At 67.5% G+C, this 18,931-nt stretch carries 18 protein-coding genes and 1 pseudogene; 9 read left to right on the forward strand and 10 right to left on the reverse strand.

Annotation, left to right across the window (positions count from 1 at the left end; all coding sequences use genetic code 11):
* Positions 1 to 311 precede the first annotated feature (311 nt).
* The 4 genes from ABT061_RS09315 to ABT061_RS09330 form a co-directional block, all read right to left on the reverse strand.
* Entirely contained in the window at positions 312 to 881 is a 570-nt protein-coding gene (locus ABT061_RS09315; RefSeq protein ID WP_350914458.1) for a MepB family protein, read from the reverse strand.
* Between the two features lie 354 nt (positions 882 to 1,235).
* Positions 1,236 to 1,856 carry a hypothetical protein gene (locus tag ABT061_RS09320; protein WP_350914461.1) on the reverse strand — a complete coding sequence of 207 codons (621 nt, stop codon included), beginning with the start codon at positions 1,854 to 1,856 and terminating at the stop codon, positions 1,236 to 1,238.
* A gap of 67 nt (positions 1,857 to 1,923) precedes the next feature.
* Positions 1,924 to 2,172: an ATP-binding protein gene (locus tag ABT061_RS09325; protein ID WP_350914463.1), complete on the reverse strand. Its 249-nt coding sequence runs from the start codon at positions 2,170 to 2,172 to the stop codon at positions 1,924 to 1,926.
* Between the two features lie 44 nt (positions 2,173 to 2,216).
* A complete protein-coding gene (locus ABT061_RS09330) occupies positions 2,217 to 2,951 on the reverse strand; it encodes an alpha/beta fold hydrolase (RefSeq protein WP_350914465.1) in 735 nt (244 codons plus the stop codon).
* Positions 2,952 to 3,163: 212 nt separating this feature from the next.
* On the opposite strand from ABT061_RS09330, the gene ABT061_RS09335 reads away from it, so the two are divergent.
* The 7 genes and pseudogenes from ABT061_RS09335 to ABT061_RS09365 all read left to right on the forward strand — a co-directional run bounded on the left by ABT061_RS09335 (position 3,164) and on the right by ABT061_RS09365 (position 6,439).
* Positions 3,164 to 3,448: a hypothetical protein gene (locus ABT061_RS09335; RefSeq protein ID WP_350914467.1), complete on the forward strand. Its 285-nt coding sequence runs from the start codon at positions 3,164 to 3,166 to the stop codon at positions 3,446 to 3,448.
* 33 nt (positions 3,449 to 3,481) lie between these two features.
* Positions 3,482 to 3,682, forward strand: a complete 201-nt coding sequence (locus tag ABT061_RS09340) for a hypothetical protein (protein WP_350914469.1) — start codon at positions 3,482 to 3,484, stop codon at positions 3,680 to 3,682.
* A gap of 27 nt (positions 3,683 to 3,709) precedes the next feature.
* Positions 3,710 to 3,877, forward strand: coding sequence for a hypothetical protein (locus ABT061_RS09345; RefSeq protein ID WP_350914471.1), 168 nt, complete (start codon positions 3,710 to 3,712; stop codon positions 3,875 to 3,877).
* Between the two features lie 279 nt (positions 3,878 to 4,156).
* On the forward strand, positions 4,157 to 4,636 hold the full coding sequence (locus ABT061_RS09350) for a NucA/NucB deoxyribonuclease domain-containing protein (protein WP_350914472.1): 480 nt from the start codon (positions 4,157 to 4,159) through the stop codon (positions 4,634 to 4,636).
* A 283-nt stretch (positions 4,637 to 4,919) separates the two neighbouring features.
* Positions 4,920 to 5,297: a hypothetical protein gene (locus ABT061_RS09355; protein ID WP_350914474.1), complete on the forward strand. Its 378-nt coding sequence runs from the start codon at positions 4,920 to 4,922 to the stop codon at positions 5,295 to 5,297.
* A gap of 129 nt (positions 5,298 to 5,426) precedes the next feature.
* Positions 5,427 to 5,570: pseudogene (locus ABT061_RS09360) on the forward strand (transposase domain-containing protein); the annotation flags it as partial.
* Between the two features lie 398 nt (positions 5,571 to 5,968).
* Entirely contained in the window at positions 5,969 to 6,439 is a 471-nt protein-coding gene (locus tag ABT061_RS09365; protein WP_350914476.1) for a flavin reductase family protein, read from the forward strand.
* Between the two features lie 316 nt (positions 6,440 to 6,755).
* Here ABT061_RS09365 and sppA read toward each other — a convergent pair whose 3' ends face one another.
* Entirely contained in the window at positions 6,756 to 8,456 is a 1,701-nt protein-coding gene (gene sppA / locus ABT061_RS09370) for a signal peptide peptidase SppA (protein ID WP_350914479.1), read from the reverse strand.
* A gap of 280 nt (positions 8,457 to 8,736) precedes the next feature.
* Here sppA and ABT061_RS09375 point away from each other — a divergent pair, with 280 nt between their 5' ends.
* Together ABT061_RS09375 and ABT061_RS09380 are read left to right on the forward strand one after the other, a co-directional pair.
* A complete protein-coding gene (locus ABT061_RS09375; RefSeq protein WP_350914480.1) occupies positions 8,737 to 9,057 on the forward strand; it encodes an ArsR/SmtB family transcription factor in 321 nt (106 codons plus the stop codon).
* Complete coding sequence (locus tag ABT061_RS09380) at positions 9,054 to 9,404, forward strand: VOC family protein (RefSeq protein ID WP_350914482.1); 351 nt, start codon at positions 9,054 to 9,056, stop codon at positions 9,402 to 9,404. The genes ABT061_RS09375 and ABT061_RS09380 overlap by 4 nt, the downstream gene beginning before the upstream one ends.
* Positions 9,405 to 9,602: 198 nt before the next feature.
* Here the strand turns inward: ABT061_RS09380 and ABT061_RS09385 are convergent, their stop codons facing one another.
* The 5 genes from ABT061_RS09385 to glgB all read right to left on the reverse strand — a co-directional run bounded on the left by ABT061_RS09385 (position 9,603) and on the right by glgB (position 18,821).
* A complete protein-coding gene (locus tag ABT061_RS09385; RefSeq protein WP_350914484.1) occupies positions 9,603 to 10,388 on the reverse strand; it encodes a hypothetical protein in 786 nt (261 codons plus the stop codon).
* 387 nt (positions 10,389 to 10,775) lie between these two features.
* Positions 10,776 to 12,023, reverse strand: coding sequence for an outer membrane protein assembly factor BamB family protein (locus ABT061_RS09390; RefSeq protein ID WP_350914486.1), 1,248 nt, complete (start codon positions 12,021 to 12,023; stop codon positions 10,776 to 10,778).
* 390 nt (positions 12,024 to 12,413) lie between these two features.
* Positions 12,414 to 14,477 carry a S8 family peptidase gene (locus ABT061_RS09395; RefSeq protein ID WP_350914488.1) on the reverse strand — a complete coding sequence of 688 codons (2,064 nt, stop codon included), beginning with the start codon at positions 14,475 to 14,477 and terminating at the stop codon, positions 12,414 to 12,416.
* Between the two features lie 148 nt (positions 14,478 to 14,625).
* Entirely contained in the window at positions 14,626 to 16,221 is a 1,596-nt protein-coding gene (locus ABT061_RS09400; RefSeq protein WP_350914490.1) for a glycosyl hydrolase family 18 protein, read from the reverse strand.
* Between the two features lie 317 nt (positions 16,222 to 16,538).
* Positions 16,539 to 18,821 (reverse strand): 1,4-alpha-glucan branching protein GlgB, encoded by a 2,283-nt coding sequence (gene glgB / locus ABT061_RS09405; RefSeq protein ID WP_350914492.1) that lies wholly within the window; start codon positions 18,819 to 18,821, stop codon positions 16,539 to 16,541.
* Positions 18,822 to 18,931 lie beyond the last annotated feature (110 nt).

Here is an 18,931-nt window from a genome sequence, read left to right on the forward strand (position 1 = left end):
GGCGAACACCAGTGCCGCGGCGCTTACACATCCGATGACGGAACGGCATGGGAGGCGCCCAACGAGTGTCCGTGTCATTTCGATTCCTCTCTGAGTCGATAATCGTCTTTCCCGGGCAGCCGTAGGTGTTTCCCTTTTGCTCTGCTGCTGTTCATGGAGCTTTGTACTTATCAATAGCGGGCGCTGTGGACAAGGTGGCGATACTTGCAGTAGCTCGTCTAGTACGGAAACGCCTGTCACGGTACTGGACGAGTCATTCCGAATGATTAGAGGTCGTAGGCGATCATGTCACCCCGGCTGGGGTGTTCGTCCTATGGGTGGTAGAGCTCTTGGGCGCGGGCGGAGTCGATGGGGCGGTCCTGGGACAGGTTCAGGAAGTGGTCCAGCTGCCACGCCTGAGCAGTGCCGGCTTGGCGGTTGGTGGTGGTCACCCAGGGCGGGTAGACGCGGAAGGCTCGTTTCCCACCGGAACCGTTTATTGACACGACACCGCGTTGGCAGAGCGCGTCCACGGGAAAGACGAACTGGCCGAAGTGGTGATGGTCGCGGGTGCTGACGACGAAGAGGTCGACGGGGTCGGTCGCGTCGAAAGGCTGGATGGGCCCGCCCGGGGACCTCTTCCATACGGTGACGAACTGGCCGACCTTGGTGGGGGTCGTCTTGGCTGCGCGGAATCGGATGGCGAGCCCGTCAAGGGTGAAGGCGTGGGCGGCGTACGCGGCACCCTCGGGTTCTGGGACCGGCTGCGAGCAGGTGAACCCGCAAGGGTCGTAGACAAGCGCTTTCGCCGCAAGGAGATCTCTGTGGGCCGGAGTGGTGTCCGACCACGGTTTGAATCCGGTGGGGTGGAGATGGGGGGAGTACTCGCGGTTCGTCGCCATTCGTGCACCCTGTCACGACTGCTGGGACGGTCGCCGACTCAACTGGGGGTGTGGCTCTCGTCGAGACATTCGAATGCTGACGGTGTGTCCGGGAACGCAGACAGGGCGTCCAAGATCGTTAATGTGTCGTAGGAGGTCCGGGTGTCTGCCGACCAGCCGCCTGTGTGGCCGGGGCGGGGCCAGTGGGGTCGAATGGAGCTGCCCTAGCCAGGAGGACCGAGGACGAACTTTCCCAGCTGGAGCGACATCCGCGTGGACATCGTCGCGGACTCCGACGGGGAGAAGGCCGTGGACGAAGCGCGGCGCCGACACTCACACCGGGTAACCCGCTTCCCCTCGCTCAGGTGAACGGCTCTACCCGGTGGAGTCCGGCCAGCAGTGCGCCGAGCGGCCGGAGGCGGAGACGATGGCCGCGCCGTCGAGTTCGACGGTCGTCAGCTCGACGCCGCCCAGTGGCCACTCCACGGCGAACTCGAAGTTCTCGGCCGGGGGCAACGGCCACAGCCACAGCCCGAAGTTGTTGAATCCGAACTCGCCGCCGCGCATGCCGCTGCCCATCGGAAGCCAGGACAGCAGCGGCCCGGCCGGCGGATCGCCGGAGGCGCTCTTTGTGCTCTGTGCCCATTCGAGGGTGGTGACCTTCGTGCCGTCGGCGAACCGTACGCCCAGCCGCAACAGCGAGTCCGGTCGGTTGCCGCGCCCGAACGCCTGGGCGATCGGGGCCCCGGCCAGCTGCACGTACCACCAGTCCTCGGCGGGCAGGTCACCCTGCCTGGACGCGATCTCCACATCCAGCATGCAGCCGGTGCTGAAGACCCGGATCGTCGGCAGGAGCACCACGACGTTCGCACTCCGGGCCACCACCCGCTCGACCGCGAGCACCGCTCCGATCTCCTGCGAGGGCGGCGCGGACCACGGCGGGAGCTCAGGGCGGGCGATGGGTTCCTGTTCCGTCGGTACGGGATCGAAGAACATCACTTCACGCTACTTAAAAACCGCCAATGCTGACAGACGTCTTGTCGGCCCGGTCTCTTGTCGCGGCTCATTCGGTTAGGCCGGTTGAGCTGAGTTCGAACCAGATGACGGTTCCGGTGGAGTAGCGGTGAAATCCCCGGCGGGTGGCGAGGTTGTTGACGAGCAGGAGCCCTCGGCCGCCGGTGGCGTCCGATCCGGGCTTTCTCGTGCAGGGAATCTCCGAGGCGCCGGGGTTCTGGACGGTGATCAGTACGTCGTGGGGGAGGAAGGCCACCGTGACGACGAACTCTCGTGGCCGCTCGACCAATTCCGTCATTTACTCTGGCGTCGAGCGCCCATGGGTGCGGCTCGGTGGATGGGTCATGCGCCGAGCCAGCCGCGCACCCGGTCCGCGAACCAGTCGGGCCGTTGCAGCGGGATGCCGTGCCCGCAGTCCGCCGCGATCTCCAGCTCGCTGCCCGGCAGGGCTTCGTGCAGCACGCGGGCCGACTCCCGCATCAGGCCCCGTTCACGCCCGCCGGCGAGGATCAGCGCCTCGCGGGGGAAACGCGACCACGCGGGCGGCGGCGTGAAGCGCAGGTTCTCGCCGACCGCGGCGAGCAGGGTCTGCTTCGAGACGCTCGCGGACGTGCGGACGTAGTCGTCGAGCAGCGGGCCGGGGACGAACAGTTGCTTGGCCTGCAACTTGGCGAACCACCGCTGCCGGGCGAGCCCGGCGGTGGCGCCGAGCAGGCCGAGGGTGAACCCGGCGGCCGCGATGGGCTTGGCCTGCGCGCTGACCACGACCACGCGTTCCACGAGCTCGGGCCGGTGTGCGGCGAGCAGGACCGTCAGCTGCGCGCCTAGGGAGAACCCGGCGACGGAGACGCGACCGCCCACGTCGTGCAGGAGCTTCGTCAAGGCTTCGGCGGTGCGGGCATGGGAGTGATACGTCTCGTCCGCGCTGCGGTCGTGGCCGGGCAGGTCCGGGACGATCACCCGGTGGTCGTGCGCGAGACGCTCCCGCACCGGCTCCCACATCCAACCGGCGACACCACCGCCGTGCAGCAGGAGCACAGGCGGGGCACCGGCGGGACCATGCGTCTCGACATGCATATGGAACTGCTCCCGTCGCGTCGGCCGATGACCATGATGCCAGAGGGGGGCCGCCCGGCCGACGGCGCGACCCGTCCGGTGCTGGTGGCGGCCCCAGCGCCGGTACGGACGCCGGGCCCGGGATCCACCTGGAGGCTGGAGGACCTCGGCCACGCCGCCGCAGACAATGACCGGGCGCCACGTCGGCGGCGATCCGCGGCAACGTCCTGGCCGTGGCCACTGGCCCGGCAGCTTTGCTCGCGGTGTTCTCCACCGCACGCAACGCCGACACCGCCCGACGCACCTTCCAGCTCGGCGAGCGCGGCCACGACACCGACCGCTTCAGCAAGGCGGTCGAGCAGCTCGGCAGCGATCAGGCGCCAGTCCGGCTCGGCGGCCTGTACGCCCTCGAACAGCTGGCCGGACTCGTCGGCGAAGACGAGCCAGGAGCCCCAGACCACCCCTCTGTGTCAGGCTCAAGTGGGACATACAGTGAGGGAGTTCTCAGTGTGGCATGAGTAAGGCGAGACACGGTGTAGCAGACTGTGACGATGACGAAGCATGACCTGGAGACCGGTGGCCCTCGGGCTGATCGCCCCAAGCGCCGGCACTTCTCGGCGGAGTACAAGCTGCGGATCGTCGCCGAGTACGACGCGGCGCAGCCCGGCGAAAAGGGCGCCATTCTGCGCCGCGAAGGCTGTACGACTCCAGCATCCAGTTGCGGCGCAGGCAGCGCGACGAGGGTGCCTTGAAGAGAAAAGCAGGACGCATCCGGAGAGATGGCAAGACAGCGGGTCAAGGAGAAGACGGAGCGAGAAAAACTCGAACGGGAGAACGCCCGGCTGAAGAAGAAGCTCGCCCAGACCGAGGCCGCTCTGGAGATCATGGGGAAATGGCACGCACTCTTGGAAACGATGTCCGAGAGCGCGGACTCAGACCACTCGTGACCGAGCTTCGCGCCGAAACCCGCGAACAACTCGAACCCCACGTCGGCATCCAACGATCCTGCGCGCTGACCGGCATCAACCGATCCTCCCTGTATCGCCAGCGGTAACCGAAGCAGCTAAAGCCCGCAACCGTACGGGCGGCTCCGCCCAATGCGCTGTCCAAAGAGGAATGCGAGGAACTGATCGCAGTCCTCAACAGCAAGGAGTTCGCAGACAAGTCGCCGCGCCAGGTGTGGGCGACCTTGATCGATTGAATCGTCCCGGGTTCGGTGGAGACTGATGTACCCCGAGTTCGGTGGAGTCGGCCAAGACGACGGATGGGACGATGTCTATGATCACCTAAAGCTCGCTAGCGAAGATCCCGATGATACTATCCCCGAATGGCCGGGCACTGATAAAGAGTTTCCGGGATTCTCTGATCGGTATGCCATCACGCGTGGTGGCTATATGGGCATCGAGGACTACAACCGGCCTGCAGCCGTTGCTGAATGCGAGCATAAGTGGGGGGTCAACTATGCTCGAACATACAACCTCGCTGCGCCCTGGGGTACCCGGCCGGGGCCGAGGGGAAGTTGTGACGAATTCCCATTCAACGACAGCTACCAGGGTGTTAAGTATACCCGCGATAAAGGGTCAAGAAATTATTCAGTAGCAGTCATTGACCACGATCAGAACACTAATTTCGGTAGTGCGATGAGCGTGTGGTATAGCAAAGATCGCGTTATTAACGGAGATCGATTCTTCATCAGATTCAAATAGTGTCAGGCGTCGTGGTGCCCCCCGATCTATGGAGGGCGCCGCGACGCTTAATGAGAGAACAATGAGGTGTTATATGAGAAGCCTGCCAACGACCTGGACCGCGGCAGTGGAGTATTACAAGTTGCTCCTTACGCGGAATCCAGGCATACGAATGCAGCAGGCTTGGACCGTCCTGGTGTCATCCAGCGAGTCACCATCACAGGAGACGGTCGCTCGTATTCTCAGTCAAGGTAAGACGTTCACTCTGAAACACGGACACATCGGTGAGCACATGGACTATCACGTGGCTGATATCACCGTGGACGTTCATGGCCAAGGGTTGGTGCTCTACGAACTCGGCGCCCAAATATGCCAGCGGGAATTTATCAGCAAGCTTAGCGAGTATGGCGACGTCTACAGTCTGTACTGGGATGTGCATGCCAATAATAGCTTGTGCTATGCAAAAGATGGGGTCATTAAGCTTGAGGTAGACATCTTTGAACGCCGTAATTGGCGGGCCGACGCCGAGAGTCTGCTGGAAGAGTTGCGTATCTTCGACGCTACGGACAACGCTCGCGCCGCCGCCATGGCCATTCTTGAAATCCGCTCGGGCTTCCGACTCACCACTGAATGGCTAGACTCGGTCCATGATGTCATTGTCTACAAATGGTGGTCTGTATAGACCCGATGCCATTTAGATGGGGATCTTGCTGGTAGCTTCGGCGGGTGGAACGGTGGGGCGATATCGGTAGTTCGTGCCGGTTGACGGATCTGGTGGCGTTGGGCGCGTTGACATCCCTGGTACCGCGCGGTGCTGGATCGGGCGATCGGCGCGCATGGATGCCGAGAGGAGCGAGTCCGTAAACTTTCCACCCATGTGGTGGTCTACCTGCTGATGTCGTTATGTCTCTTTCCCGGCGACGACTATGAGGAAGTCGCGGAAAAGCTGACCGGCATGCTGGCGTCGGTACCAGGTTCAGGGGGAAAGCGCCGACGCGGGGGCGATCACTCAGGCGCGTCAGAGACTGGGCTTCGAGGTTGTCCGGGAGGTGTTCGGGCAGGTGGATCGGCCTGCCGTGACGGAGGCGACGGCGGGGGCGTGGTGGCTGGGCCGGTGGCGGCTGATGGCGATCGACAGGCTCGTTCTGGATCTGCCCGACACCTAAGCAAACGCCGCGGAGTTCGCCAAGGACAGCTTCCAGCAGTGACCGGGTGCGATGGGGAGGTTGTGGCCGGAAGCAGTCATGATCGACTCCGTCCGGTGTCGTCGCTGTCCTGCCTGGAGGAACCCTGTTCGGTCCCGCGTGACCGGGCGGTGGCGGAGCATCTGCCCGGCTCCGGGATGATTGCCGCATGAACGAGTTCGTCGAGTCCATGGCCCAGGTGGTGACCGGGGTGACGGTTGTCACGGTGAAGGACGAGCGGGACGATGTGGGGGTCACGGTCGGCACGTTCACCTCGATCTCGCTGGACCCGCCGCTGGTGATGGTGAGCCTGGACAACGCCGGATACCTCAACGAGCTGCTGCTCCGGCACGACCGCTGGGCCGCCAGCGTGCTGTCGGCCGGGCAGAAGACGGTCGCCAGCCGGTTCGCCACCGCGGGCCGTCCCGGTGCCAGGCTGCTGCTCGCGGGCATGCCGCATCACCGGGGCGAGCTGAGCGGGGCCCTCATCGTGGACGGCGGCGTCACCGCGCTGGAGGCCGAGACGGTCAAGGTCGTCCCGGCCGGGGACCACACGCTCTTCATCGCCAAGGTCCTCGGGGTCGACTACGTCGACGCGTCCGTTCTGCCGCTGTCGCGCTACCGGAGCCGCTACCGCTGAGCCGGCGGGCCGCCGCTGGCCCTTTCCCGCGGGAGGGAGCATGCTCGCCCTTTCCGGACGAAAGAGGGCAGGTGGCTGAGGCCGCCCGGAAGGAAGAAGGGGGCGGCCGCGAGCCGGTGACGAAAGCCGCCTGATCCGAGCGGTTATTCCAGCTGAAAGAGCCGCCGCGCCGGACGTCTCGTCCGAACCCGGCGGCTCCTTCGCTGAAGACGGTCAGCCCGGCGAGCCGAGCGGCCCGCACGAGGGCAGGCTCGACCCGAAGGGCGCGGGAGACGGCCTCAGTGGTTCGTCCAAGCGGCCCAACCGCAAGGCGCGGTCAGCGGATCGTCCACGAGCCCGGCAGGATGAGCGGCCCGTACGAGGGCAGGCCCAGCTCGCCCGCGAGATGGGCGAGGGGGCCCCATGCCTCCACGCGGACCTGGGCCAGCGCGGCGGCCTTGTCCTCGCTGGACTCCGCGGGGCGCAGCCGCTCCAGCGGGTTGAGCCTGGGGTAGGCGCGCACCGGGGCGTCGGCGGGCAGGCCAGCCTTCCCGCGGGCCACGGCCAGGGCGTCCTCCAGACCGCCGAGCTCGTCGACGAGCCCGTTCTCCAGGGCGTCGGCCCCGGTCCAGACCCGGCCCTTGGCCAGCTCGTGGGCGCGCTCGCGGGTCAGGCCACGGCCCTCGGCGACCTTGTTCACGAAGTCGTCGTAGACCCGGTCGAGCCAGGCGTTGATCCGCGCCCACTGCGCCTCGGAGAAGGCGTTCGTGGGGGAGAACATCCCGGAGTTGGCACCCTCGCCGACGATCTCCGAGGTGACGCCGATCTTCTCCAGCAGGCCGCCGATGACCGCCTTGCCGCCGAACACGCCGATGGAGCCGGTGAGCGTGCCCGGCTGGGCCACGATGACGTCGGCGGCCATCGAGACCATGTATCCGCCGGAGGCGGCCAGGTCGCCCATCGAGATCACGATGGGCTTGCCGGCCTTGCGGGTGAGCACCACCTCGCGCCAGATGGCGTCGGAGGCCACGTACGAGCCGCCGGGGCTGTCGACCCGGAAGACGACCGCCTTGACGTTGTCATCACGGCGGGCCGCGCGCAGCGCGGCGCAGACGGTGTCGGAGCCCATCGCGCCGCCGCCGCCCATCGGGCTGCGGCCGCTGCGGCCGAGCCGGATCGCGCCGTTGCCGCGGACCAGCGCGACGGCCTGCTCGCCCGGGTGCGGGAGCTTCTTCGCGGTCAGCGCCTTGGCGTAGCGGCCGACGTACAGCAGCAGCGCGTTGTCGCCGACCTCCTGCTTGACCTCGTCGTAGACCTCGTCGCGGTAGGCCATCCGGTCGACGAGCCCGGCGTCGACGGCCTCGGCGCCGATGAACGGGCCCTGGTCGATCAGCTCGCGTACCCTGGCGGGCTCCAGTCCGCGCCCCTCGGCGACGCCCGCCACGACCTGCTCGGTGACCGACTCGGTGATGCGGCCCATCGACTCGCGGTGGGCGTCGGTCATGTGGTCCTGGGTGAAGGTGTTGGCGGCCGTCTTGTACTCGTGCCGCTGGCCGAGCTGGTACTCGACGCCGAGCTTGCCGAGCGCGCCCCGCAGGAAGCGCTGCTCCATCGCGATGCCGGTGAGCCCGACGTCGCCGGACGGCTGGAGGTAGACCCGCTCGAAGGCGCTGGCCAGATAGTAGGGAACGGTGCCCCCGCCGAACTCGCCGAAGCTCTCGGCGAACGCGACGGTCAGCTTGCCCGAGGCCCGGAAGAGGGCGACGGCCTGGCGGAGCTCCTGGACGGCCGCGAGCCCCGGTGACTGGACGCCGATCTTGACGATCAGGGCCTTGACCCGGTCGTCCTTCCTGGCACGCTTGAGCCCGGCCAGTACGTCGGCCAGGCTCGTCTTGCGCATTGCGAGGATGGCACCCAGCGGATCCGCCGGGGCGCCGTCGATCAGGCCCTCGGTGAGGTCGAGTTCAAGGACCAGTGGAGCGGTACGCCGCTGCTTGAACCGGTCGACGGTATCGATGATCACCTTGGTCGCGTCCATGCCCTTCACCCTAAGCGACACATACCGGGCTTATGCGGATCGGCGTAGGTTCGCCGACTTTCCAGGGAGGCGGGGCGGGGGTCACCGGTGTCCTGCTTTCACCGGCCCCGCCGGGTGTTCGCCTGCCTGCCGGGGACGCGGTGGGTGGTCCCTCACCGGCGGTGCCGGGGTTGTGTGGTGTGGTGAGGTTCACCTGCCCGCCGGGTACGCGGTCCCTGCCTCACGTCGGGGGTGATCGATCATTTGCTATTTCGGATTAATCCGAAATAGCATCGCCGTCGTGACTGAGCCGGATGATCTCGACGAACTCCTGCGCGCCGTGGCCGGCAGACACCGTCGGCGCATCCTCTTCGAGGTCTGGGAGCGTGAGCGTGGTGCGGGAGAACTGGCCGACCGGCTCGGCCTGGCCCCGGCCAGCGTTTCGGAGCACCTGAAGGTGCTGCGCAAGACCGGCTTGGTCACGATGAGAGTCAACCGGACGTATCGGCTCTACCGGGCCTGCCCTGCACGGCTTCACCAGCTTGCCGATCTGCTCGTGCAGGCTTTTCCGGCCGTCGTCCGAGCCCAGGACAGCGAAGAGACCCAGGAGGACACGACATGAACGAGCAGACTGTGCGACCGGCGAACGCGGTGGCGCATTTCGACATCGGCGGCCCGGACGACGCGGGCCTGCACCGCTTCTACGGTGATCTGCTGGACTGGCAGATCAACCGCAAGGGGCCGGGATATGCGCTGGTGCAGACACCCGGCGGGCTGGGCGGGGCGATCGTCGAAACCGAACAGGCCGGTGTCACCCTGGGCGTGCTGGTCCCGGACCTTGAGCAGGCGGTCCGCCGCGCGGCCGAACTGGGCGGCACGGTCACCATGCCGCCGACCGACAACGGCTGGGTGGTCAAGGCACAGGTCAAGGACCCGGCCGGCAACGTCCTCACCCTCATCCAGGCGTGAGCGCCGCCACCGCAGCGCGCGGCACCGCAAGGCGCGCGTCGGGGAAGCCGGCCCGCAGGACCTCCACGACCGTGCTCAGCTCAAGTCGAGCGAGCTGAGCACCCGGCCGGGAAACCGCCGGATTCCACCGCGACGCCCTGTCGGCTTGCGGCGCGCTCGCGGTTACGCGCCGCAAGGTGTACGTCGGGCTGCCTTCGATCAGGATCCGGGCGGGCCGTCGATGGGTCTCGGGGCGACGGCCTTCAGCGGCTGTGGTGTGACCACGAGCCTGACCACTCCTTCGCTTTGCGGCTGTGCCGCCCACACGAGCCAGTCCGAGCCGACGGCGTCCGCGGCGATGGGCTCGTACGACAGGTGGAAGCGGCCCTTCTTCCCGTCGATCCAGTTGACCGTCGAAGCGTCGGGATCGGACTTCACCATCTGGTAGACGACCTGCAGGTCACGCTTGCGTACCTGCCCGAGCACCTCGGCCACCGTACGATCATCCAGCTCCACGCCCTCGAGCATCTCGCCCTTGGCGGTGGCAGAGGCTGCCGCCTGGTAGCGCTCACCGGGCTCCGCCGGCCTGCCCAGCTGAGTTCGTACCTCTTCCTCGAACCTGACAGGAACCCGAAACGCCAGGTGGCAACCTGCCTCGCCGATCTCGCAGCCGACGGGTTCGCGGCCACCCTCGAACGTTCCCGTCGACTTGGCGCCGTCTGGGCTCTCCGTCAGGAGCAGGTCTCCAACGAAGGTCGGCGAGACAGGCACGAGCTGCAACTCGACCTTCAGCCCGACAGCACTGAACGCCTCGGTGTATCTCTCATGCTCAGCGAGTGGATCCTTGATCCGGGCCACCCACTGTCCGCCCTCCTGCTTGATATCGATGGCCGAGCTGGCATAGGACGTGGCGCTGCCCGTGCCATCCGTCACCAGGCTCGGGCCGACCACGGCGGCCGTCACGAGACCCGCCGTCACCACCGCACCGATGACCAGCCGTGTCATCAGCAAGATCGCTGCCGAGGCGACGGGCGGCGTAGCGATGCAACGGCGGGGCGTGCCTGCGAAACAGCTCACCGAAATACTGGGGGTCGTCGAGGGACTGCGCGATCAACATCGCATCGTCCCTCTCATCGCGAATCACGTCGGGTGGGCCCATGAAGTGTCCTTCTCGCCGTGGCTGCTGCCTACACCGACTACTAGCCCGACGTGGCACCAAAGGTTCACGTTGAAGTCACGCTGTCCCCGTGTTCCCCAAGCACGACGATTCATTGCTCAGCCAGTCCCCGAGAAGGCGATGAGGTGCTCGGTCACCGCCATCACCGGCTCCTGCATGGATGTGCTGCGGCAGGCCGACGTCGCCGGTTGGCGGACAGAAACGGCTGGTCGGCCTTATTCCGTCGTCGCTCTCACGGCATGTACCGTGCCGCCGGTGGTGGAGATGTACACGACGCCGTCGGCCACCACCGGCCTGTGGATACTGCCGTCGGTTTCATAGGTCCAGAGTTCGGTGCCGGTCGCCGCGTCCAGGGCGTGCACCCTGTTCTCCTCGTCATCGTCGAGATACACCACACCGTCGGCCACCACCGGATCGGAGGAGAAGTCGCCGTTGGAAACCTCGTAGGTCCAGCGTTCGGTGCCGGTCGCCGCGTCCAGGGCGTACATCCTTTTCTCGGCTTTGCCGGCATATACGGCATATGCCACGCCGCCGGCCACTATCACGCCGGAGCAGGGGATGCCGCGAATTTCAGAGGTCCAGCGTTGCTCGCCGGTCGCCGCGTCCAGGGCATACACATTGTCATCGCCGAAGTACACGACCCCTCCGGCCACCACCGGACTGAAGGTGACGTCGACGAAGCTGCGGTTTCTGGAGGCCCAGCGGTGCTTGCCGGTGGCCGCGTCCAGGGCGTACACCCTGCCGATATCGTCACTGAAGTACACGGCATCGCCGGTTACCACCGGGCCGGAGTCGACCTCCTCGCCCTTATTGGTTTCGTAGGTCCAGCGGTGCTTGCCGGTGGCCGCGTCCAGGGCATGCACCCTGCCGACATCGTCGCCGAAGTACACGGCATCGCCGGCCACCACCCGCCTGGAGGTGATGTCGACGAGGTCGTGGTTTTTGTAGGTCCAGCGGTGCTTGCCGGTGGCCGCGTCCAGGGCGTACACCCTGCCGGCATCGTCATTGAAGTACACGGCGTCGCCGGTTACCACCGGGCTGAGGTCGACTTTGGCGCGGTTACGGGTGTCATAGGTCCAGCGCTGCTCGCCGGTCGTCGTGTCCAGGGCGTACATCCTGCCGTCATTGGTGGTGTATACGACATCTCCGGCCACCACCGGTTCGGAGTATTCGTTTGAGGGAACTCTGGGAAGTTTGTGGGTCCAGCGGTGCTTGCCGGTCGCCGCGTCCAGGGCGTACATCCTGTCCTCGTCGGCCTCGCCGCCGAGGACGTACACCACACCGTCGGCCACCGTCGGCGCGGAGGTCCTGTAGCCGACGTTGTAGGTCCAGGAGGGGATTATGGTCACGGTCGCCGTCACTGCCCGCCATACGAACCCTGAGACGACAACCAATACGCCGATCGTCAGTCCTGTGACCGCCCGCTGCCATCTGGTCCATTGACGCCGGCTCACGCTCTTCATCTCCCAGACTTCACCACTATCTCTCCTCAGGGATGCTCACATGCCCGGGGCCGGCTTTGTGTCGCACCCGGCGCGAAGGCCCCGAATGACGCTAGAGGCGGGCGCTGGAGAACGGCTTGTCAATCACTGGGACGGTCATGTTCGCCGCCTGCCCGGTGTGCATGGCCCGCGCCCAGGTGACCGCGCAAGCGGACCGCCGGCGACCGGGCGGCCCGCGCCGCGGCCGTGGGGGCCGGGCGGGAGCCGGTACGGCCTACGAGAGTCCGGCGAACAGTTCGCGTTCATCTCCCGGACCCGCGCGGCCGAAGCAGCCCGCCTGGCGAGAAGAGTCGTCGGCCCCTCGTCCCTCCTCTGCGCTGAGGAGTTTGGCCACGTCTGAGGAGCGACGCACTAGGCGGCCCGGCGGGCGTTCACCTGCTTCTTGAGCAGCGAGGTGGACGCGGCGGGAGTGGTGCCCTTCAGGTGCTGCTTCTCCACCGAGGTGAGGACCGTCTTCAGCGTCGCCGTCTCCTTGATCTTCGCGGTGAAGTTCACCCCGCCGTTCGCCCAGTTCAGCCAGGCGGCCAGCAGCTCGCTCTCCAGCTTGGCCTTCGACGTCTTCTTCGCGGGTTTGAGCACCTTGTACGCGGTGCCCAGAGTGGAGGCGCGGGTGACCTCGGAGAAGACCTTGCTGGCCTTGCCCACCAGGCCGAGGTAGCAGCCGAGCGTCGCGTCCGGGATCGTCCCCTTGCCCCGGCTGATCTCCGTCGCCCACTGCGCGGTGGTCAGCGTCTTCGTGGACTTGCCGCGCGTGCACACCGTGGGGGCCGCCGTCGAGGGAGTTGTCGGGGGGACGGTCACCGTCACGGTGACCGTCACCGTCGGCAGCGGGATCGGCGTCGGCACCGGATCGGCCGGGGTGGGCGACGGGGAGGGACCCGAGCTCTGCTCAGGGCTGGGTTCCGGGTCGGGCTCCTCGGACGGGTCCTCCGGGGAGTCGGGGGAGTCGGGGGAAGGGGTCTGGGTGATGGGGGCGCCGGGGGCGCCTCCGGCGATCGCGGCGTTCAGGTCGAGGCGGGGGGTGGTCACGCTGTCGTAGGTGATCTGCCGGCCCGCGGTCTTCAGCGCGGCCTCCAGCGCGTCCGGGGTGCCCGGTGCCTTCTGGGCCATCAGCGCCAGGGCGCCGGTGACGAACGGGGTGGACATCGAGGTGCCGCTGTAGACCTGGTGGCCGCCGCCCGGCACCGCGGAGTCGATCTCCAGGCCGGGGGCGAAGAGGTCGAGCACGGAGCCGTAGTTGGACCAGTAGGGGACGGTGTCGTCGTCGCCCGTCGCGCCCACGGTCACCGCGCCGGAGAGGCAGCCGGGAGCTCCGGCGCCGGGCACGCCCTCGTTCCCGGCGGCGGCCACCACGGCCACGCCCTTGGCACGAAGGTCGTCGATCCTGCTCTTCAGCGACGCCACCTCGGGCTCGGCGTCACACGCACTCTCGTAGAGACCGCCGCCGAGGCTGAGGTTCACCGCGGCGACGTTCCTGCCGCCCTCCTTGAGCTTCGCGACGTGCTCCAGGGCGAGCAGGATGGTGGACTCGAACGCGCTCAGGCAGGCTCCGCCCGCGTCGTCGCAGTCGTTGAACCTGCTGAAGACCTGGATCGCCACGATGTCCGCGTCGGGGGCGACGGCGTGGGCGATGCCCGCCACGTGGGTGCCGTGGTCACAGAGGTTGACCTGCTCGTGGACGCAGGCGGGGGTCTCGGCGTCGGCGGATCCGGGATCGCTCGTCTGCCCGTTCGGGCACAGGGACTGCGCGCCTCCGTCCGTCGCGGAGAAGCAGGCCTGCTCCACGACCTTGCCCCCGAAGTCGGGGTGGTCGGCGTCGATCCCGGTGTCGATGATCGCGATCGTCTGGCCCTCCCCCTTGGTCCCGGCGGCGTGCGCCTTGTCCGCGCCGATCACCTGCAGGCTGGAGGCCAGCGAGCCCAGCGAACCCAGCGAGGCGGGGGAGTAGGTGCGGTCGCGGCGGATGGACAGGACGCGTGGGTCCTCGGCCAGCTTGGCGAGTGACTCGCCGCTGCCCTCGACCACGATGAACGAGGTGTCGGAGGGTTCGAGGACGACCTGGGCATCGGGTAGCCGCTCCGCCTCCCCGGCCACCGGCGCCGCCTCCTCGGGGGCCGCCAGTTCGACGATCACCCGGGTCCCGTCGCTCTCCGAGGCGAGCCCCGCCTCCAGCTTCGGCTGAGGTTCGCCGTCACCGGGCTGAGGTTCGCCGTCGGCGGGCGGGGTCCCGCCGTCACCGGGTGGGGTCTCGCCGTCGGCGGGCGCGGCCGGTACGTCGGCGGGCGCGGTCTCATCCGGGCCGGGGGACGGACTCGCGGAGGCGCTTGGGGGAGCCGGGGGGCTCTCGGCGAGGGCGGGTACCGCAGGTGCGATGGTGAGAACCAACGCCATGGCCACCAGGGCTCGAACTCGCACACGTCCTCCGGGGGGATCAAAGGGCGTTTCGGAGTCTAAGCAGCGATATGCGCCGAGTGAATACTTTGCCCCGGATTTTGAGGATCTTCTCAGAAACTGCTCGACCCCCCGCGGCGTGACGCACACGGAGGGTCGAGTGATTGGGATATTACTTGAGACCGTTGGACATGGCGGTGATGAGCTCACCGTTCGCGGTGTCGCCGCTGGTCTCCCAGAAGAACGCACCACCCAGGCCCTGGTTCTTGGCGTAGGTCATCTTGCCGGTGATGGTGGCGGGGGTGTCGTAGCCCCACCACTGGCCGTTGCAGAAGCCGTAGGCGGTGCCGGCGACGGTGCCGGTGGCCGGGCACTTGGTCTTGAGGACCTTGTAGTCCTCGTTGCCCTGCTCGTAGGTGCCGGGGGCGGGACCGGTGGCGGTGCCGCCGGGGGCCGCCTGGGTCACGCCGGTCCAGCCGCGACCGTAGAAGCCGATGCCGAGCATGAGCTTGTTGGCGGGCACGCCCTTGCCCTTCAGCTTCTGGATGGCGGCGTCGGAGTAGAAGCCGGGCTTCGTGGGGTTGGGGAGGGCGGTGAGGGGCGAGTGCGGAGCCGTCGGACCCTGGGCGTCCCAGGCGCCGAAGAAGTCGTAGGTCATCGGCATGAGCCAGTTGAGATTCGAGACCGCGCCGGCGTAGTCGGCGACGTCCATCTTGCCGCCGGTGGAGCCGTCGGCGGTGATGGCCGCCGTGACCAGGTTGCCGGTGCCGAACTTGGCCCGCAGCGCGGAGATCACGTTCTTGAACGCGTTCGGGCCGCTGTTGTCACAGGTGAGACCGCAGGAGTTGGGGTACTCCCAGTCGATGTCGATGCCGTCGAACACGTCCGCCCAGCGCGGGTCCTCGACCAGGTTGTAGCAGGAGTCGGCGAACGCGGTCGGGTTGGCCGCGGCCTGGGTGAAGCCGCCGGACCAGGTCCAGCCGCCGAAGGACCAGATGACCTTGATGTTCGGGTACGCCTTCTTCAGCTTGCGGAGCTGGTTGAAGTTGCCGCGCAGCGGCTGGTCCCAGGTGTCGGCCACGCCGTCGACGCTCTGGTCCGCGGTGTATGCCTTCTCGTAGTCGGCGTAGGAGTCACCGATGGTGCACCTGCCGCCGGTGGTGTTGCCGAAGGCGTACAGGATGTGCGTCAGCTTGCTCGCGGAACCGCTGGTGACCAGGTTCTTCACGTGGTAGTTACGGCCGTAGACGCCCCACTGGGTGAAGTAGCCGATGAGCTTCTTGGCGGAGGGGTCGACGGTCGGGGTCACGGTCGGCGTGGGGGTGGGGGTCGGGGTCACCGTCGGGGTCGGGGTGGGCGTCGGGTCGGGGCCGCCGGTGCCGTCGCAGGCGGCGCCGTTGAGCTTGCAGTTCAGCACGCCGGACACCCCGCCGGGCGCGCCGTTGAAGCCGAAGCTCACCGAGGCACCCGCCGCCAGCGCGCCGTTCCACGACTTGTTGACGAAGGTGTAGTGGTCCCCGCTCTTGGTCATGTCCGCGTCCCAGGCCGAGCTGATCGACTTGCCGGCGGGGAGGTCGAACTCGACCTTCCAACTGGTCAGCGCGCTCGTGCCGGCCTTGACGATGACCTTGCCCTCGAAGCCGGAGCCCCAGTCGGAGGCGGTCGAGTACGTCGCGGTTGCGGGTGTGGCGGCCGTCGCGTTGCCGATCCCCAGGGGAACCAGCAGCGCCGCCGCTGCGATGAAGGAGCCGATGGTAATTCGTCGCAAGGGTCGCTCCAGGTCAGAGAGTGCCAAGCCCCCGTACTCATAGGAAAGTTTCCTATTAGTTTCCTGAGCGTAGGTTCTCCTTCGCCGGCGGTCAATGCCTCGGTCATGGATATAAGGCCGATTTAAGGTTTTGGGGGAAGCGAGTGGAGGCAGGGGGGCGAAAACGCGGAAAGGGCCGGTCACGCGGTCGCGTGACCGGCCCTCTGCGGTCCGGTTCCCGGGGAGGCCGTTCCGAAGGGGCGGCGCCCGAACGTCGCCGTCGCCTCACCGGTCAAGAGACGGGTCAGGGAGCCGATCGCCGGGGCACCGAGCCTTGATCAGGCCGGTTCGGCCTTCTCACGCTCCTCCGGTTCGTCGGCGGGCGACTCGGTCGCGGCCCGCCTCCCCGGTTGCTCCCGTACGATCTCCACCGCGCGCTCGTCCGCTGCGGGCTCCACGGTGGACTCAGACGCGCCGGGGTGGCGCAGCCAGAGGGCGCCCAGCGGCGGGACGCGCAGCGTGGTGGAGTACGGCAGGCCGTGGCGCTGCTCCTCGACGGCCTCGACGGAGCCGAGGTTGCCCACGCCGCTGCCCGCGTAGTCGTAGGCGTCGGTGTTGAGCACCTCCTCCCACGAGCCGGGGAAGGGCAGGCCAAGGCGGTAGTTCTCGTGCGGAGCGCCGGAGAAGTTGGCCACGCAGGCCACCGCCGAGCCGTCCTCGGCGTAGCGGAGGAAGGAGAACACGTTGCCCAGCGCGTCGTCGGCGTCGATCCAGCGGAACCCTTCGGGGGAGGCGTCCACGCTCCACAGGGCGGGAGAGTTCTTGTAGACCCGGTTGAGGTCGCGGACCAGCCGCTGCACCCCCCTGTGCCCGTCGAAGTCGAGCACCCACCAGTCGAGCCCGCGCTCCTCCGACCACTCCGAGCCCTGGCCGAACTCGCCGCCCATGAACAGCAACTGCTTGCCGGGGTGGGCCCACATGAAGGCGAACAGCGCGCGCAGGTTCGCGAACCGCTGCCACTCGTCGCCGGGCATCTTGCCGAGCAGCGACCCCTTGCCGTGCACCACCTCGTCGTGCGACAGCGGCAGCACGAAGTTCTCCGAGTATGCGTACATCAGCGAGAACGTCATCTGGTGGTGGTGGTACTGGCGGAAGATCGGCTCGTGCCTGAGGTAGGCGAGCGTGTCGTGCATCCAGCCCATGTTCCACTTGAAGCCGAAGCCGAGCCCGCCCAGGTGCACCGGGCGTGAGACGCCCGGCCACGCGGTCGACTCCTCGGCGACGGTGACGATGCCCGGCGCCTCGCGGTAGGCGACCGCGTTCATCTCCTTGAGGAACTCGACCGCGTCGAGGTTCTCCCTGCCGCCGTACTCGTTCGGCGTCCACTCGCCCTCGCGCCGCGAGTAGTCGAGGTAGAGCATCGAGGCCACCGCGTCGACGCGCAGCCCGTCGACGTGGAACTCGCGCAGCCAGTACACCGCGTTGGCGACCAGGAAGTTGCGCACCTCCCTGCGGCCGAAGTCGAAGATGTAGGTGCCCCACTCGGGGTGTTCGCCCCGCGCGGGGTCGGCGTGCTCGTACAGCGGGGTGCCGTCGAACCTGGCCAGCGCCCAGTCGTCCATCGGGAAGTGTGCGGGCACCCAGTCGACCAGCACCCCGATGCCCGCCTCGTGCAGGCTGTCGACCAGGTGACGGAAGTCGTCGGGGGAGCCGAAACGGGCGGTCGGCGCGTAGTAGGACGTCACCTGGTAGCCCCAGGAACCGCCGAACGGATGCTCGGCCACCGGCATGAACTCCACGTGCGTGAACCCCATGTCCACCACGTAGTCGACCAGCTCGACGGCCAGCTCCCGGTACGACAGGCCGGGGCGCCAGGAGCCGAGGTGTACCTCGTAGACGCTCATCGGCTCCCGCACCGCGACGCTGTCGGCGCGGCGCCGCATCCACTCCTCGTCCCGCCAGGTGTACTCCGACTTCTCGATCACCGACGCGGTCGCGGGCGGCATCTCGGTACGCCGGGCCATCGGGTCGGCCTTGGCCCGCCAGATCCCGTCCGAGCCGAGGATGCCGAACTTGTAACGGTCGCCGGGGCCGAGACCGGGGATGAACAGCTCCCACACGCCCGACCTGCCGAGCGAGCGCATGGGGTACGCGGTGCCGTCCCAGTGGTTGAAGTCGCCGATGACCCGGACACCATGGGCGTTGGGCGCCCACACGGCGAAGGCCGTGCCCTCGGTGTCCTCGTGCCGCATGACCCGTGCGCCGAGGGTCTCCCAGAGCCGCTCGTGGCGCCCCTCACCGATGAGGTGCAGATCCATCTCGCCTAGCGTGGGCCAGTGCCGGTAGGGGTCGTCCGTCTCGTAGGGCTCGGCATCGGGGTAGGCGATCCGGAGCCGGTAGTCGGGGATCTTGTCGAGGCCGGGGATCGTCACCGCGAAAACGCCGTGGGCCACGTGCCTCATGTCGTGGGCCCTGTCGTCGACGAGGGCCTGGACCTTCTGCGCCAGCGGGCGCAGCGTCCGTATCGTCACCCCCTCGGGACCCTGGTGCGCCCCGAGGATCGAGTGCGGGTCATGGTGCGCTCCGCCCGCGAGCCGGTCCAGATCCAAGTGCGCGTTCATGACTCACTCCCGTAGATCGATAGCCCCTACCTTGCCCTACCCGGGTCTCTCAACCCATGCCCTTGTCCACTATCACCATGCGTGCTGGGAAAAGGTGCAGATTTGAGTGA

It is taken from the genome of Streptosporangium sp. NPDC002544, assembly GCF_040295965.1.
Classification (GTDB): Bacteria; Actinomycetota; Actinomycetes; order Streptosporangiales; family Streptosporangiaceae; genus Streptosporangium.